Here is a 15686-nt window from a genome sequence, read left to right on the forward strand (position 1 = left end):
AATGATTTTTCGGCTGTACGGCAGTTTAAAATTTTATTTTATCTGATACTTTATGGATATTTTTCGGCTGACTGAAAAAAGCATTTTTCAGGTGCAGGTGAATTTTATGGAAGAATCAAAAAAAGTTTCATTCATTCCACATATATAGGTTGATAAAATTGAATAAGAGTATTATAGTGATTATCAAATGAATAGCTTAATGTAGCCAGTCTGAGGACCAAACAGACGTGGATGTAGTAAAGGTGTTCAGGACAGAGGACAGGCAATCTGTCCGCAGATAATCAGCTGTAAAAACAGATGAGAGGATCTGAATGGGCAAACCAGCTATGTTTGTTCATTTAGGTCTTTTTTATTAAAACATATTATGGCAAATGCTGTAGGAGGAGAACACAGTGACAAAGCAAGGGAAAACTGCAAACAGTCATCGCAAGTTGACAGCTGCAGGTGTGTTGGTAGCGATGGGTGTTGTTTACGGAGATATTGGAACAAGTCCTTTATATGTGATGAAGGCGATTGTTGGAGACAACGGCGGTATCACAGAAGTATCCGAAAATTTTATTCTTGGTGCGGTATCCTTAATTTTCTGGACGCTGACAATCTTGACGACAGTGAAATATGTCATGATTGCGCTGAATGCAGACAACCACGGAGAAGGTGGGATTTTTTCACTATATACGCTGGTTAGAAAAAGCGGGAAATATCTGATTATTCCTGCAATGATTGGCGGGGCTGCATTGTTGGCAGATGGTATTTTGACTCCGGCAGTAACAGTTACCACAGCGATTGAAGGGCTTAGAGGAATCCCGATATTTTTTGACCGGTTTGGCATGGATCAGAATGTTATCGTCGTTATTACTCTGTTGATTGTATTGATTTTATTCTCCGTTCAGCGTTTTGGCACAGATGCGGTAGGAAAAGCTTTCGGTCCAATTATGTTTCTATGGTTTACTTTTTTAGGGCTGGTTGGTTTAGGCAATTTTACTCAGGATTTGACAGTGATCAGAGCATTAAGTCCTTATTATGCCGTGAAATTGTTATTCAGCTCTGAAAATCATCTGGGTATTTTTATTTTGGGTAATGTCTTTCTGGCAACCACTGGAGCAGAAGCTCTTTATTCAGACTTAGGACACGTGGGTAAGAAGAATATCCGCTTCAGCTGGCCGTATATTAAGATTTGTCTATTGTTAAATTATTTTGGACAGGCAGCCTGGATTTTAGCATCACAGAATGATCCTAAAATTACCAGGATTGAAAATCTAAATCCGTTTTTCCAAATGATACCAGATTCACTGACCTTATTTGGTGTTATTTTCGCAACAATCGCTGCAATCATTGCTTCACAGGCGCTGATTTCCGGTTCCTTTACATTAGTTTCAGAAGCAATCAAATTGAAACTGCTGCCAAGAATGAGAATCATCTATCCCGGCTCGACGATTGGGCAAATGTATATTCCATCGCTGAATCTGCTGCTTTGGCTGGCTTGTTCAGCAGTTGTTGTGTTCTTCAGAACCTCCACTCGTATGGAAGCAGCCTATGGACTTTCTATCACTGTAACGATGCTTATGACTACTATTCTGCTGATGTTTTTCCTGAGACAAAAAGGAGTACCGGCAGCCTTTGTTTATTTGATTACGTTGTTCTTCGGCAGTATTGAAATAGTTTTCTTTATTTCCAGTATTGTAAAATTCTTCCATGGCGGTTACGTTGCTGTTGGAATTGCATTGCTGATTTTGGCAGTCATGACCATTTGGGAATGGGGGAATATCATTAAAGAAAAAACTTCAGATACAGTACCAATCCGGGACTATATGGATCAGCTGGCAGAGCTGAAAGAAGATAAAAGTCTGGAAATGTACCAGACAAATGTTGTCTTCATGACACCTGATTTAATCAGTGACGAAATCGGACGGGCAATCATGTACTCTATTTTGGATAAACGTCCAAAACGTGCAAAGGTCTACTGGTTTGTCAATGTAGCTGTAACAGATGAGCCGTTCACGAAAGAATATACTGTGGATATGATGGGAACTGACTATATTGTACAAGTACAGCTTTATCTTGGTTTCAGGGTGTCTCAGGAAGTAAATGTTTACCTGCACCAGATTGTCCATGACTTGATGAAAGAAGGTCGTTTGGCCAAACAGCCGCAGAAATACACTATCACACCGGGACGGGAGGTTGGCGATTTCCAATTTGTTCTTATTCGGGAAGAGCTGTCCAAAGTAACAGAGCTGAAGAAGTGGGATCGTCAGATTATGCAGATGAAGCTTGCGATTAAACGTATGACTATTCTTCCGGAAAACTGGTTTGGTTTGGAATATAGTGATGTACGTTATGAATCAGTTCCGCTGATTATAGGGACGACCAGAAAAACACATTTGGTTGAACGGAAACAAGGATTGACTGAACTTAAATAATTGTTAAAATTTATGAAGTGAATAGAATGCTAAACAGAAAAAAAGCAACCTTAGAAGAATGAATCAGCCCTCAAACCATCAAACTAAAAATTTAATGCTTGAGGGCTGGTTTGAAAGAAGGCTGCTTTTTTATTTTTACATTCGCCAGATTTGCTTTTTATCAGTATAATAGAGACAATAAAAAGGGACTGTTCTTGGCAGTGAATTTTTAGACTGGACAGGTGAGCATGAATGGACAAAGGAAATAAATATTTTTTTAAATTAAGCATACTTGCAATTGTACTGCTGATAGGTTCATTTTTTTATTATGAAAACAACCAGAAAAAGATGACGGAAAAATTTGATAAACTTATTCGTTCAGAGGAAGGGACTGCTGAAAGTTCTGCGGTGGAAGTTAATCAGGAGTTACTGACTGAGTCATCTGAAGAAGAGATTGGGAAAACTGCATCGTCAGCTGAATCAGAAATAAATCATACACCTCAAACGATGAAGGAGCCGCTGATTGTTAATGATATTGTGATTGTTAATAAGCGCTATCCATTACCCGAATCCTATGATCCAGGGGAGAACCAGGAGGCATTGGAAGCTTTTAATAAAATGAATGCGGAAATGAGAAATTTAGGGATGAATATTTCTTCTGAATACAGCGGCTACAGAAGCTACAAAGATCAGGAGGCTCTTTATCAAAACTATGTGGAAAGTGATGGAAAGGAAGAAGCAGACCGCTACTCGTCACGACCAGGGTATTCCGAGCATCAGACTGGGCTGGCATTTGATTTTATCAACAGTGCCGGAGAATTGGTCAGATCTGAAGAAGAAGCGGATTGGATTGATGAAAATGCACATCTGTATGGCTTTATTGTTCGCTATAAACCTGGACAGGAAGAGATAACCGGATACGTAGCAGAAGCATGGCATGTTCGTTATGTCGGTGAGAAAGCAGCTCAGGAGATAAAAGAAAGAAATACTACACTGGAAGAATATCTAAATGTTGAAGGCGGAGATTATGTCAGCGGGGAATAAGCATGTTTGATGTAACTGAAATAACTGAAAAGATGAACGCTAATCAGAAGATCAATTATGATCGCGTTTTGCAGAAATTAATTAAGCAGTGGAGAGCAGCAGAGTCACGACCAACTATACTGCTCCACAGCTGCTGTGCACCGTGCAGCACAACGGCACTGGAGTATTTAACTCAATATGCAGATATAACTGTTTACTTTGCGAATCCCAATATTCATCCACGATTGGAATATCTTAGAAGAGAGGCTGTTCAACAGCAATTTGTAGAGGAATTTAATAAGCAAACCGGAAATCAGGTAGGTTTTTTATCTGCCCCGTATGAACCAAACCAGTTTATACAAATGGTGAAAAAGAGACAGCTTGCAGAAGAACCGGAAGGCGGGAAACGTTGTTCTTCCTGTTTTCAGCTGCGTCTTGATATTGCAGCTGAAAAAGCTCAGGAACTAAATTATGACTACTTTGGGAGTGCGTTAACTTTGTCACCAAAGAAAAATAGTCAGCTGATTAATGAAATCGGAATAGAGATTCAAAAGTTCTATCAAACAAACTATCTGCCGAGTGATTTTAAAAAGAATAACGGGTATAAACGATCAATTGAGCTTTGCAGAGAGTATGAAATCTATCGGCAATGTTACTGCGGCTGTCTTTTTGCAGCACAGAAACAAGGAGTTGACTTGAAGCAAATCAGCAAAGGCGCACAGGAATTCCTAAAGAATCAGCCAGAGGACTGAATAATTGCTTCAAATTTACTTCTGTATTTATTGGACTGACGCTAACTGTCTATTCATTGGCAGCAGGTTTGTAAAAAAAGGAGGATAATAAAATGAAAATAGCAATGATCGCTCACGATCGAAAAAAGGATTTAATTGTTAAATTTTCCCTGGCATACAGAAATATTTTAGCTGAACATGAACTGTTTGCAACAGGAACAACTGGCGGGAAAATTGCCGAAGCAACAGGACTTCCTGTTCACCGCTTTAAATCCGGTCCGCTTGGAGGAGATCAGCAGATTGGTGCAATGATTTCAGAAGATAATCTGGATATGGTTATTTTTTTGAGGGACCCTTTGGCTTCTCAACCCCATGAGCCGGATGTTAATGCACTGATTCGTTTAAGTGATGTCTATGAAATTCCACTGGCAACCAATATCGGAACAGCAGAAATTTTGTTAAGAGGACTTCAGGCAGGGTTTGCAGATTTTCGGGAAATTGTACATGAAACTGATAACCGCCCGCTTTCTTTATAGATAATAGAGCAGCTTGTTTTAAAACAAGAGAAAAAAGATTAATATGTGTAAATCCATGTTGAAACTGGAAAAGAGGACAGGAGCTGTACTCCTCATACCAGACAGTGTCATGACAAAAGCATGAAGAAGATAGAAAGTGAAAAAATAAATAAAAATGCCCTTCTCTTAGTATGATCTGTCTTATGCAGCGGAAAAAAGGAGTTGGACAGGACTGCAGATGATAGGGCAAGTCGTGATACCCATTGAAAAGGCAGGGGAACTGAGGAAGGAATGGCGGTACTATATTAGCAGCCAAGGTGTTTCCGGCTGGCTTCCTCAATTCATTGTTGCGGATTCTGAACTTTTGCTTGATCTTGACAAAGTATATATAATCTTGAAAGGTGTTTTTGTACTTTTATAGTGGAGACAGTGTCCCATTTCATTGCCTTTGTGAATGGGATATGCTATAGTCCTTTTAGGCGCAGGCCTAAAATAAATCAGAGTAGAAAGTAAAGCGTTAAGTGCTGCGGGGATGGGATGTCGCCCTGTGGACGAAGGATTGCAATCGAAATCCGCGGTTTTATTTTCGCATTCGCTGCATTAATTGTAGCAGCTCTTAGAGGAGATGCTAAGGATGAAAAAAAGAGTTCTGGAAACAAGAAAGCTGACACTGTTGGCATTATTAATTGCTTTGGTAGTCGTTTTTACGCGCTTTCTGTCGTATGAAGATCAGTTTCTGAGAATCAGTTTTACGTTTATACCTGAATCGGTGATGGGGGTTCTTTTTGGTCCTCTATGGACTGGAATCGGCAGTGCGATTGCAGATGCAGTCGGTGTAATTCTGTTTCCTAAAACAGGGGCGTATTTCCCGGGGTTTACACTGAATGCTATTATTACAGGCGGGATTTATGGTTTTTTCTATTACAGGAAAGAACTGACTTGGCTGAGAGTTTTTATAGCAACTTTGCTGGTTACGGGCATTGTTCATCTGTTTCTAACGCCGCTGTGGCTGGGATTGATGTATGGCGTAGATCTGGCAAATATTGCCTGGTGGATTCCAAGAATCATTAAAAATAGTATATTTTTCCCTGTTCAAGTTGTCGGAACCTATCTGATAGGAACAAAACTTCCATATAAACAATTTTTGAGCAAATTAACTACCTCATATAAATAAGAAAAGGCTTTTCCGTCATCCCCGGAAAGGCCTTTTCTTATTACTGTGTCTGATCATTAAATTGTGCTTCATAGAGAGCACGATAATAGCTGTCAGAACGTGCAATCAGATTGTCATGACTGCCGATTTCAACAATTTTTCCTGACTCCATTACTAAGATTTTATCTGCATTTTTTATCGTTGACAAACGATGGGCAATGACAAAACTAGTTCGTCCTTTCATAATTTCCAAAAAGGCGGCTTGAATTTGCTTTTCAGTCAATGTATCCACAGAGCTTGTTGCTTCATCTAAAATCAGCATAGGGGGATTACTGATCATTGTTCGCGCGATGGTCAGCAGCTGTCTTTGTCCCTCAGAGATTTTGATCCCATGGCTTCCTATTTTTGTATCCAGCCCCTGTGGAAGTCGTTGAATAAATTCCAATGTGTGTGTTTTGTTCAGTGCGGTCGTAATCTCCTGATCGGTTGCAGCTGGATTTCCATAGGTTAGATTGTCTCGGATAGTTCCGTCAAACAGCCAGGTATCCTGTAAAACCATCCCAAAACTTTTTCTCAGGCTGTTTCTGGTAATAGAAGAGATAGAATGACCATCAATTGTGATTGTTCCGCTGTCTGCATCATAGAAGCGCATTAACAGATTTACCAATGTAGACTTTCCAGCTCCGGTTTTTCCTACAATGGCGATGGTTTCCCCTTCACTTACAGAAAGCGTGAAGTCTTCAATCAGTGGCTTTGAAGGAATGTATGAAAAATTGACGTGATTGAAGAGAACATTTCCTTTAACATTGGTAAGAGTGATCGCATTTAGATCGTCTGACTTCTCTGCGGGCTGTTCCAAAAGATTAAAGGTTCGGTCAATCCCGGCTAAAGCAGTCTGAATTTGGGTAATTACACCTGAGAGCTCTATAAAAGGCTTGGAAAATTGAGTGGCATAAATAGTAAAACTCGAAATAACCCCCACTGTGACAGTCATATTTCCAGATAACAAAAGCAATCCGCCAACTAGTCCAATCGCAATATAGGAAAGATGATCAATAAATCGGGATAAAGGATTTGTCAGAGAAGAAGAGAACTGCGCCTTTTGCCCCTGTACATATAAATCCTGATTCAGTGCTTCAAACCTGGTTTGAACTATAGACTCCTGTTGAAAGCTCTTGACAATTTTTTGATTTGCCACCATTTCTGAAACAAAGCCTGAAATGGAGCCCACAATTTTCTGTTGTGCAGCAAAATTTTTCTGTGAAGCAGCAGCGACCAGCCAGTTGACGATAAAAATAATCGGGGTTGTTATCAATACAACCATTGTTAAGCTGACGCTCATTCGTATCATGTATACAAAAGCAATAATAACTACTGCAGCACCTGAAAACAGCTGGTTGAACACAGCGGAAGAGGCTATCGAAATATTGTCCATATCGTTGGTAAAACGGCTGACGATGTCTCCGTGAGAATGCTGGTCATAGTAATTAAGAGGCAAAGTATTTAATTTTCTAAAAGTATCTTTACGAAGTTCAGCGACAGAAAGGTACGATACGCGATTTCCTAAAAGCTGAATCAGCCACTGGCTGATTACTGTAACAGACAGGATACCTGCTAAAAGACCAAGGATTGTATAGAGAGAAGAAGAAACTACATTCCCTTTTCCAATCATTGTATCTACAGCTTTACCAAGATACTCTGTTATTGCCACTGCTGCCCACCCGCTGACCAATCCAAGAAGCAGAGAGAGAAGAAGCTCCAATCGATAACGAAGAAGATAGGGCAGGAACTTTCTGAATGACCTTGTTGAAGCTTTTTTATTCAGCATGATCTGAGTCCTCCTGCGAAGTAACGATTTCCTGATAGTGTCTGGATGTATGCATTAATGCTTCATGACTGCCAAGCCCAACTGATTTTCCTTCTGCCAACACAAGAATCTGATCGGCATTTCGAATGGAGCTGATTCGCTGAGAAATAACAATGAGTGTTGTTTCTTTTAAATCACTGGCAAGTGCTGTCCGCAGTTTTAAATCTGTTTGATAGTCCAGCGCGCTCAGTGAATCATCAAGAATTAGAATTTCCGGCTTGCCAATCAATGCCCTGGCAATGGCCAGCCGCTGCCGCTGTCCTCCGGAAAAGTTTCTGCCGCCTTCATTAATAGGCGTGTCCAGCCCGAGATCCAGCTGTTCAACAAATTCACTGCATTGGGCAGTAGCCAAAGCATCCCAGCACTCTTTGTCTGAAGCATCTGTTTTTCCCCATTGAAGATTTTCCCGAATGGTTCCGGTAAAAAGGACAGAAGTCTGAGGAACAGTGGCGATTTTTTGCCGCAGCCGGTCTAGTGACCAGCCTTTTACATTTATTCCATCAACAGAAACTGCCCCTTCACTGACATCGTAGAACCGCGGAATTAGTTGGATAAACGTACTTTTCCCGCTTCCGGTAGCTCCGGTAATTCCAAGTGTACTTGCTTTCGGAATGGTAATGTTGATATCTGTCAGGGCCAATCCGGCAGCAGGCTGGTAACGAAAAGAGACCGAATCAAAGACAATGTCAGTATCTGCCTGATTTGCAGTGCTATTGTCCAGTGCATCAGCAGAGTCAGTAATACTTGGTATTAGTGCCAATACTTCATTAACTCTCGAAGCAGAAGCAGAAGCCCGGGTGAAAATGATGACTAGATTTGAGACGACAATCAATGCTAGGAGCATTTGATTCATATAGTTAATTAATGCCAAAACTTCTCCTTGCTGAAGTGAGCCGACAGATACTTTAATCCCGCTGATGTATAAGAGGAAGATAATACCCAGGTTCATAATCAAGGTCGTCGCAGGAGTGAGAAAAGCAGATATTTTCGAAACTCTCAAATAGACAGCTGCAAGTTTATCGGTTGTTTCATTCACATGCTGAATCTCTGTTTGCTGGCGGGAGAAAGCGCGAATAACACGGACACCGCTTAGATTTTGGCTGATCCTTTGATTTAACTGATCAAGTATTTGCTGTACCTTTTTGTATAATGGCACGGTTATTCTGATGATAACAAAAAGAATAAGACAAAAAACAGGCAGCAGCAGCAAAAAAATCAATCCCGCCTGCCAATCAATGTAGAAGGCCATAATTACAGAGCCGATGCTTAGGAATGGTGCACGTATGACTAAGCGGATCAGCATGGCCAGAGCCAGCTGAAGTTGATTGATATCGCTGGTCATACGGGTGATCAGGGTATCTGTTCCCAAGTCATTCAATTCGGTATGTGAAAGAGTGTTGATTTTCTTCATCAGCTGATTACGGAGCTCTGTTCCAAATCCCTGTGAGGCAATAGAAGAGTAATATTGACAAATCATCACACAGAACAGGCCAAGTACCGACATCAAAATCATCCAGCCTGCTGTTTTGAGGACATAAGCAGAATTATTTTCCTGTATTCCCGAATCTACCAGGCGAGCCATCATGAGAGGAAGAACCAGTTCGAAACAAGCTTCTAAAAATTTGAAGAAAGGACCTAAAATTATTTGTTTTTTATAGTTTTTTGCATATGTTAGTAATTGAACCATCTTTTTCCCACCTTTGTCTATTTATTGTATCTTAACTTTCCTTTCAAATAAAGGTGCTCGCTTTTTCAGTTAGGTATTTGCTACAATAAAGAGAGGTTTGTAATTTTTACGACAGCTGTCCACCGGCAAGTACGGACAGGATAGTTGATGGATTAAGGAGAAAATCAATAACCAACTCTGTTTTCCGCAAAAAAGAGGAGCGATTTCATTGCATCAATGGGTAGAACTTATTTTACTTTTCTTTATTTATTCTTTTATCGGCTGGCTTTGGGAGACTGTGTACTGCTCATTGAAAGCAGACCGATTTGTTTACAGAGGATTCCTGGCAGGACCATATTGTCCGATTTATGGGTTTGGTATTTTGGGCGTACTCTATTTTCTGGAACCATTTAAGAATAATCTTATTCTGCTATATTTCCTTTCTGCTATACTGGTCAGTGTGTTGGAATACCTTACCAGTTATTTTCTTGAAAAGATGTTTCATGCATCCTGGTGGGATTATAAAGATGTACCATTGAACATTAACGGTCGTGTGGCGCTGCCTGTTTCTGCTTTTTGGGGGATTGCCTGTGTTGTGGTTGTGCAAAGCATTCATCCCAGAGTAATGATTCTGGCAAATTTTTTAGAGGAACGATTCCGGTGGGGACTCCCAGTTGTGTTACTTGTAATTTTGGCCGCCGACATGATTTATACCGTAACGAACATGCAGCAGTTCAGGAAAATTACAGATGAACTGAATGAAGTGCTTGAAAAGAGAGCGAAAGAACTGTCTGCAGCGATGTTGGAAAGAGGAGAAGCTTTTGCTGCTGAACTGAATGAGCTAAGGCAGTCGGTTGAAAAAGAATTATCCGTAAAAATAACAAAACATCAGACATTTTTTGATGAGCTAAGAAAAAATACAGCAATTGATCAGCGTTTGAAACGCTTGAACTTCAGTCAGCGGCGTTGGATTAAGAATTATCCAAAATTGAAATTGAATACGTTAAACAACTCTGAAACAGTGAAGGGATTGGTTCGCTCTGTTAAGAACAAAAAAGAAAAAATGTAACAGATGTAAAAAAGTGTATTACAAGTGATTTTTAAGAGAATAACCGCTTATTTATTTCTAATTGATTAAAAAAAAACACTAATGGGTAGAGATCAATGTTACAGAAATTCTTAAGAAATCTTTAAAATGTAATAATTTGTAACACAGTTGAAACAATATAATCTCTTAAGATTAGTATAATAAATAGAGTTAGGATTTATTATAGGAAAGGTGTTGGATTCAGTGCGAATTAAAAGGCTGATGCCGTTTTTATCGGCAATCATCTTATTAAATCTGGCCTTCCCTTCTGTTATTGCTGCTGCGGAATCGTTGGATTCCCTTGAACAAGAGGAGCAGCAAGCAACGGAGTTGGGACAAATTCTTAATGCAGAGATAGATACGACATTAACAAATGTTAATGAAAAGTATGCTGAGATTGAAAAACTTAAAGAAGATATTGCCAGTGCAGAAGAGACGATCAAAAACTCTGAAGCAGAAATTATTGTAACAGAACAAAATATTGATCGCCGAAAAACTGCAATTGGGGATCGCATGAAAGCCATTCAGTTAAATGGGGAAACCCGGACTTGGCAGGTTCTTCTTGAATCTGAAAGTCTAACAGATTTTTTCAACAGAGCGTATGCAATGACTGTTTTGCAGAATGCAGAGAGAGAAAAGATCGAAAGCCTTGCCGCTGAAAAAGAAAAATTATCAGAACTGCAGGAAACTGTGAGAGTAAGTCAAGAAGAATTACAGACAAATGAAGCAAAACTGCAGGAAGAAGCAAATGCTATGGACATAGAAGTTGCTGCTTTAAAAGAACAGTTGGCAAGTAATGAAGAAACAATTCAATTAATTAATACTAAGAAGATTGCTGAGCAAAATCGTCTGTCTGAAGAACAGGCAGCAGCTGAGAGAGCGGCGGCAGAGGAAGCTAGACTGGCTGAGACTGCATCAGCAAACTCCGATTTATCTGCATCAGACGAATCACAGACATCGCCATCCACTGAAACGCCCGTTTCAGGCGGCAATACTAATACTGGAGAGAGTGCTGGAAGCGGTCAGGTCATGTATATGGAATCTACAGCTTATTCATATACAGAAGCAGGATCAGGTTTTATCACTGCCTTGGGAATAGACCTTCGAGTACAGAGCAATGTCATTGCAGTTGATCCGCGTGTCATTCCATTAGGATCACTTGTAATAGTTCAAGGCTACGGTTATGCAGTTGCCGGGGATACAGGCGGCGCTATTAAGGGACATATCATTGATGTTCACTTTAACTCAGTTTCTGAATGTATTAGCTGGGGACGACGTCATAATGTGAGAGTGGAAATACAATAGGAACTAAAGTAAAAGGTTGGGCTTGCGGGCTTAGCCTTTTTATATTTTTCTGATTGTGGACTTTCCCATCTATTTGTTTATATCAAAATCGTAAAAAAGATTTTAAGAATAACCGTCTTAGACTACAATAATAGAAGAGAAGTGACAGATAAGGAGTTATTTTATGTTAATTGACATAGAAATCATAGGGCTGCTGATGGTGGTTGTTTATGGAGGAAATTATTTCCTTTACAGAAGTCTCCAGAAAAAAACGCAGATTGAGGGACTGGAAAAACTGGCAATATTTTTTGGCATTAATATGTTGATTCTGCTGTTTTCAGGTAGTGTTATTGTTTTTACGCTGCTAGTACAGTAACAATGATTTCATGTATAAAAACAAAAAGATTGGAGCCGCTATGTTTAGAATAGGGGAATTTTCAAAACTGTCTCAAGTATCGATTCGAATGTTGAGATATTATGATGAGCAAGGACTGTTGCATCCGCATAAAGTAGATCAGGAGACTGGCTATCGGATATACCATGTTAATCAGCTTCTAAAAGTTCAAAAAATTATTTTATTAAGAAATATGAAATTTTCAACAGCTGAGATTAAAGAACTTATTGCTGAAGGAGTGACAGATGAACATTTCCAGCAAAGGCTGAAGGAAAAATACGCACAGATTGAGCAAGAAATTGCCGAGGAACAACGGCGTCTGTTTTATTTGTCGAAGACTCTTGAAAAAATGGAAAATCCTGATGAGAAAGATTTCCATGTGATTTTTCGAGAGCTGCCAAGTGAACCGATTGTCAGCTTGCGAAAACGTATTCACTCTTATTATCATGAAGATCCTTTATGGCAGGAATTTATAGAGCTTCTGGAAAGCGAAACGCTGGAATATCAAAAGCAGGCACCAGATAATTTTACGATTTTTCATGATGAGGGCTACCGTGAAGAAGATGTGGAGATAGAAATTTGTTTGAAGCTAAAAGAGACAGCAGAAGTTAAAGAACCATTGACCTGTTATCAGATAGAGAAAATCTCGTTAGCAGCATCGATTTTTATTTTAGGTCCTTACGAGAATATTAAAGAAGCTTATTTTTATTTTGCCAACTGGCTTTCAGAAAATGAAGAGTACGAAATGCTGAAGCCGACCAGACAAGTAAGTCACAGGGGACCCGAGACGGGAAGTAAGCCAGAAGATTATTTAATTGAAATTCAAATTCCAATTAAAAAAATCTCTTGATCCTCACATGATGGCAGGGTTTATCCTGTGATTACAGGAGGGATAAATATGGAGCAAAAAGCATTTACAGTACAGGCAATCGGTCATATTGAGAACAATGAAAAGAGTAGCTTTATCCAACTGCTGCCAAAGTATACAGAGGCGTTGGAAGGACTGGAAGGGTTTAGCCATTTAAAAGTAATTTACTGGCTGGATAAGATGGATCAGCCGGAGATGAGAGAGATTTTCCAAGTTGCTAGCCCGTACAAACAGGCACCGGATATTTTGGGAATCTTTGCAACACGCTCTCCGGTTCGACCCAATCCGCTGGCGGTTTCTACTTCTGGTGTGATTCATCTGGATAAGGAGAACGGCAGAATTCAGCTGGATTATATTGATGCGGAAAATAATAGTCCTCTGTTGGATATCAAACCTTACACACCAAGTGAAGATCGTGTCGAAACGCCACTGGTTCCAGAATGGAGTGCTCACTGGCCTAAAAATGTTGAGACATCGGGTGATTTTGACTGGGAAAATGAATTTAATTTTTAATGTTGGAGTCTGTTGCTGTTTATAACTAAAAGCTGAAAAGCAGAGTTGAAATTGAAGAAACATTGGGTGTATATGATGCACTCAATGTTTCTTTTTTCACAAGTTTAAAAACAAATGAAGAAGAAAAATGAAAATGAAGAAGAGAGACCCAGAATTCATGACGAAATATTCTATATAAGGTAAGATAGTAGTGAATAACATGATGGAGGAATTAGTGATGATTAAAATCATGATTGTAGAAGATGAAGCAACAATCCGCAGCCTGATTATGAAAGAACTGGAAAAATGGCAGCTGTCTGTGTTCGGTACGACAGATTTCCACCAAGTGTTTGATGATTTTGAAAGAGAAGACCCTCAGCTGATTCTTTTGGATATCAATCTGCCTGTCTATGACGGCTACTACTGGTGCCAGAAAATCCGGGAAGTATCGAAGCTCCCAATTATCTTTATTTCCAGCCGCAATACCAATATGGATATGATTATGGCAATGAATATGGGTGCAGATGATTTTGTTACAAAACCTTTTCAGCTAGATGTACTGGTGGCAAAAATCAACGCGCTGCTGAGACGTTCCTACAACTATTCTGAGCCGGGAAACGAAGTACTGGAACACAATGGCATTACGCTGAATTTGGATAACGGCAATATGAAAATCAACGGAGAATCTGTTGACTTAAGCAAAAATGAATATCGCCTTCTGTATATACTAATGAAGAAGCACGGGAAAATAATGACCAGAGAAAAGCTTCTGAGAGCTTTATGGGAAGATGAACGGTTTGTAGATGACAACACATTGACAGTGAATATCAATCGTTTAAGGAAAAAAATTGAAGAAGCTGGTATTGAAGGATACATTGAAACCAAGGTTGGTCAGGGCTATATTGTACCATAGTCCGGACAGGAGGATAGGATGACATTCTGGAAATATTTAAAAGATCAACGGATCGTTTTATTCGGCTGGTTCTTTTTGATTGGTTTGACCTGCCTGGTTGTATGGCTTTCTCCTGATACAAGGCTAAGTTTTTCAACGATCAGTTATTTAATTATACTGGAGCTGCTGTGTTTAATAGCACTGCTGGTCACGGATTTTTTATTGAAAAGGCGCTGGTGGCAGAAGTTGGACTTGTCTAAACAGCCGGCTCCTCTTGAGGAATATCTTAAAGGAGCAGCAAAGACAGAGGAGATACTGACTCAGGAGTATGTGAACAGCCTGCTGAATGAGCATCAGAAAGTAATGGAGAAAATCATTGATAATCAGCAGGAGCATAAAGAATATATTGACTCATGGGTGCATGAAATTAAGGTTCCGTTAGCTGCTTTGAAACTATTGTTGGATTCTGCAGAGGATGATCTTTCTGAGGACATCTATTCTTTGGCGGAGAATGAGCTGGCTAAGATGGATGAATATGTGGAACAGGTCCTCTATTATTCCCGGCTTGACAGCTTTTCAAAGGATTATCTGATTCAGGAATACTCATTAAAACAGGTAGTTCAGTCTGTCATAAAATCTCAGGCATACTCTTTTATTCAGAAAAATCTACGTTTCTCTCTGGAGGGAGAGGATCAAAAGGTTTTAACAGATGGGAAGTGGCTGGAGTTTATTTTCAGACAATTAATCAGCAATGCAGTGAAATATACACCATCTAGAGGAAAAATTACGGTTGTTTTTTCTCGGAACAAGGAAGGGATTAGTCTGGAATTAAAAGATTCAGGGATTGGTATTCCCGCAAAAGATATCAACAGGATTTTTGACAAAGGGTTTACGGGAGAAAACGGCAGACAGTCAGCACAGCATTCTACTGGTCTGGGATTATATCTGGCCAAACAGCTTGCAGACAAACTGGGTCTCGAACTATCTGCAGAATCAGTTGAACAGGAAGGAACCACTATGCTGCTCTTTTTTCCTTTTATTAATTATTATAATGAAATTCGCTGAGGTTGAATGATAAATAGAAAATGCAGTCCAAGAGGAGGTCATTACCGCCTTCTCTTTTTTAAGAGGGAATTTTTTTGTTTACTGTTGAGTAATTTTTATTCTAAGTTATTAAAAAGTATGTTTGACAAGGTAATCAGAAATGCCATATTTCTCAGCAACTTGAAGGGAAAATATCTCTGCATTCTTCGGCGCTCTCTTTTTTCACCATATTCTCATTTTACACGCTCCTTTTTTCTTGTTAGACTGTTGGAGG

At 39.6% G+C, this 15686-nt stretch carries 15 protein-coding genes and 1 riboswitch; of the genes, 13 read left to right on the forward strand and 2 right to left on the reverse strand.

Going from position 1 to position 15686, the window contains the following annotated elements:
• The first annotated feature begins 458 nt into the window (after nucleotides 1-458).
• The 6 genes from IW492_RS00540 to IW492_RS00560 all read left to right on the forward strand — a co-directional run bounded on the left by IW492_RS00540 (nucleotide 459) and on the right by IW492_RS00560 (nucleotide 5839).
• On the forward strand, nucleotides 459-2417 hold the full coding sequence (locus tag IW492_RS00540; RefSeq protein ID WP_202064427.1) for a KUP/HAK/KT family potassium transporter: 1959 nt from the start codon (nucleotides 459-461) through the stop codon (nucleotides 2415-2417).
• A 231-nt stretch (nucleotides 2418-2648) separates the two neighbouring features.
• Entirely contained in the window at nucleotides 2649-3440 is a 792-nt protein-coding gene (locus tag IW492_RS00545; protein WP_202064102.1) for a M15 family metallopeptidase, read from the forward strand.
• A 2-nt stretch (nucleotides 3441-3442) separates the two neighbouring features.
• Nucleotides 3443-4171: an epoxyqueuosine reductase QueH gene (locus IW492_RS00550; protein WP_202064104.1), complete on the forward strand. Its 729-nt coding sequence runs from the start codon at nucleotides 3443-3445 to the stop codon at nucleotides 4169-4171.
• Nucleotides 4172-4263: 92 nt separating this feature from the next.
• Nucleotides 4264-4686: a methylglyoxal synthase gene (mgsA, locus tag IW492_RS00555; RefSeq protein ID WP_202064105.1), complete on the forward strand. Its 423-nt coding sequence runs from the start codon at nucleotides 4264-4266 to the stop codon at nucleotides 4684-4686.
• Between the two features lie 217 nt (nucleotides 4687-4903).
• Nucleotides 4904-5086, forward strand: coding sequence for a hypothetical protein (locus IW492_RS17900; protein WP_236671733.1), 183 nt, complete (start codon nucleotides 4904-4906; stop codon nucleotides 5084-5086).
• 75 nt (nucleotides 5087-5161) lie between these two features.
• Nucleotides 5162-5265: riboswitch (THF riboswitch) on the forward strand.
• Nucleotides 5266-5290: 25 nt separating this feature from the next.
• On the forward strand, nucleotides 5291-5839 hold the full coding sequence (locus IW492_RS00560; RefSeq protein ID WP_202064107.1) for a folate family ECF transporter S component: 549 nt from the start codon (nucleotides 5291-5293) through the stop codon (nucleotides 5837-5839).
• A gap of 40 nt (nucleotides 5840-5879) precedes the next feature.
• Here the strand turns inward: IW492_RS00560 and IW492_RS00565 are convergent, their stop codons facing one another.
• Together IW492_RS00565 and IW492_RS00570 are read right to left on the reverse strand one after the other, a co-directional pair.
• Complete coding sequence (locus tag IW492_RS00565; RefSeq protein ID WP_202064109.1) at nucleotides 5880-7646, reverse strand: ABC transporter ATP-binding protein; 1767 nt, start codon at nucleotides 7644-7646, stop codon at nucleotides 5880-5882.
• A complete protein-coding gene (locus tag IW492_RS00570) occupies nucleotides 7636-9372 on the reverse strand; it encodes an ABC transporter ATP-binding protein (protein WP_202064111.1) in 1737 nt (578 codons plus the stop codon). The genes IW492_RS00565 and IW492_RS00570 overlap by 11 nt, the downstream gene beginning before the upstream one ends.
• Nucleotides 9373-9580: 208 nt before the next feature.
• Here IW492_RS00570 and IW492_RS00575 point away from each other — a divergent pair, with 208 nt between their 5' ends.
• The 7 genes from IW492_RS00575 (at nucleotide 9581) to sapS (ending at nucleotide 15433) form a co-directional block, all read left to right on the forward strand.
• Nucleotides 9581-10420: a putative ABC transporter permease gene (locus IW492_RS00575; protein ID WP_202064113.1), complete on the forward strand. Its 840-nt coding sequence runs from the start codon at nucleotides 9581-9583 to the stop codon at nucleotides 10418-10420.
• Nucleotides 10421-10630: 210 nt separating this feature from the next.
• Entirely contained in the window at nucleotides 10631-11743 is a 1113-nt protein-coding gene (locus IW492_RS00580) for a 3D domain-containing protein (protein WP_229441854.1), read from the forward strand.
• 163 nt (nucleotides 11744-11906) lie between these two features.
• On the forward strand, nucleotides 11907-12098 hold the full coding sequence (locus tag IW492_RS00585) for a hypothetical protein (RefSeq protein WP_202064115.1): 192 nt from the start codon (nucleotides 11907-11909) through the stop codon (nucleotides 12096-12098).
• A 40-nt stretch (nucleotides 12099-12138) separates the two neighbouring features.
• Nucleotides 12139-12966, forward strand: a complete 828-nt coding sequence (locus tag IW492_RS00590) for a MerR family transcriptional regulator (RefSeq protein WP_202064117.1) — start codon at nucleotides 12139-12141, stop codon at nucleotides 12964-12966.
• Nucleotides 12967-13014: 48 nt separating this feature from the next.
• Entirely contained in the window at nucleotides 13015-13497 is a 483-nt protein-coding gene (locus IW492_RS00595) for a TrmO family methyltransferase domain-containing protein (protein WP_202064118.1), read from the forward strand.
• A 217-nt stretch (nucleotides 13498-13714) separates the two neighbouring features.
• Nucleotides 13715-14389 carry a two-component system response regulator SapR gene (gene sapR / locus IW492_RS00600; RefSeq protein ID WP_202064120.1) on the forward strand — a complete coding sequence of 225 codons (675 nt, stop codon included), beginning with the start codon at nucleotides 13715-13717 and terminating at the stop codon, nucleotides 14387-14389.
• An 18-nt stretch (nucleotides 14390-14407) separates the two neighbouring features.
• Entirely contained in the window at nucleotides 14408-15433 is a 1026-nt protein-coding gene (gene sapS, locus IW492_RS00605) for a two-component system sensor histidine kinase SapS (RefSeq protein WP_202064122.1), read from the forward strand.
• Nucleotides 15434-15686: the final 253 nt, after the last annotated feature.

The sequence above is a fragment of the Enterococcus sp. BWB1-3 genome, from assembly GCF_016745275.1.
GTDB lineage: Bacteria > Bacillota > Bacilli > Lactobacillales > Enterococcaceae > Enterococcus_L.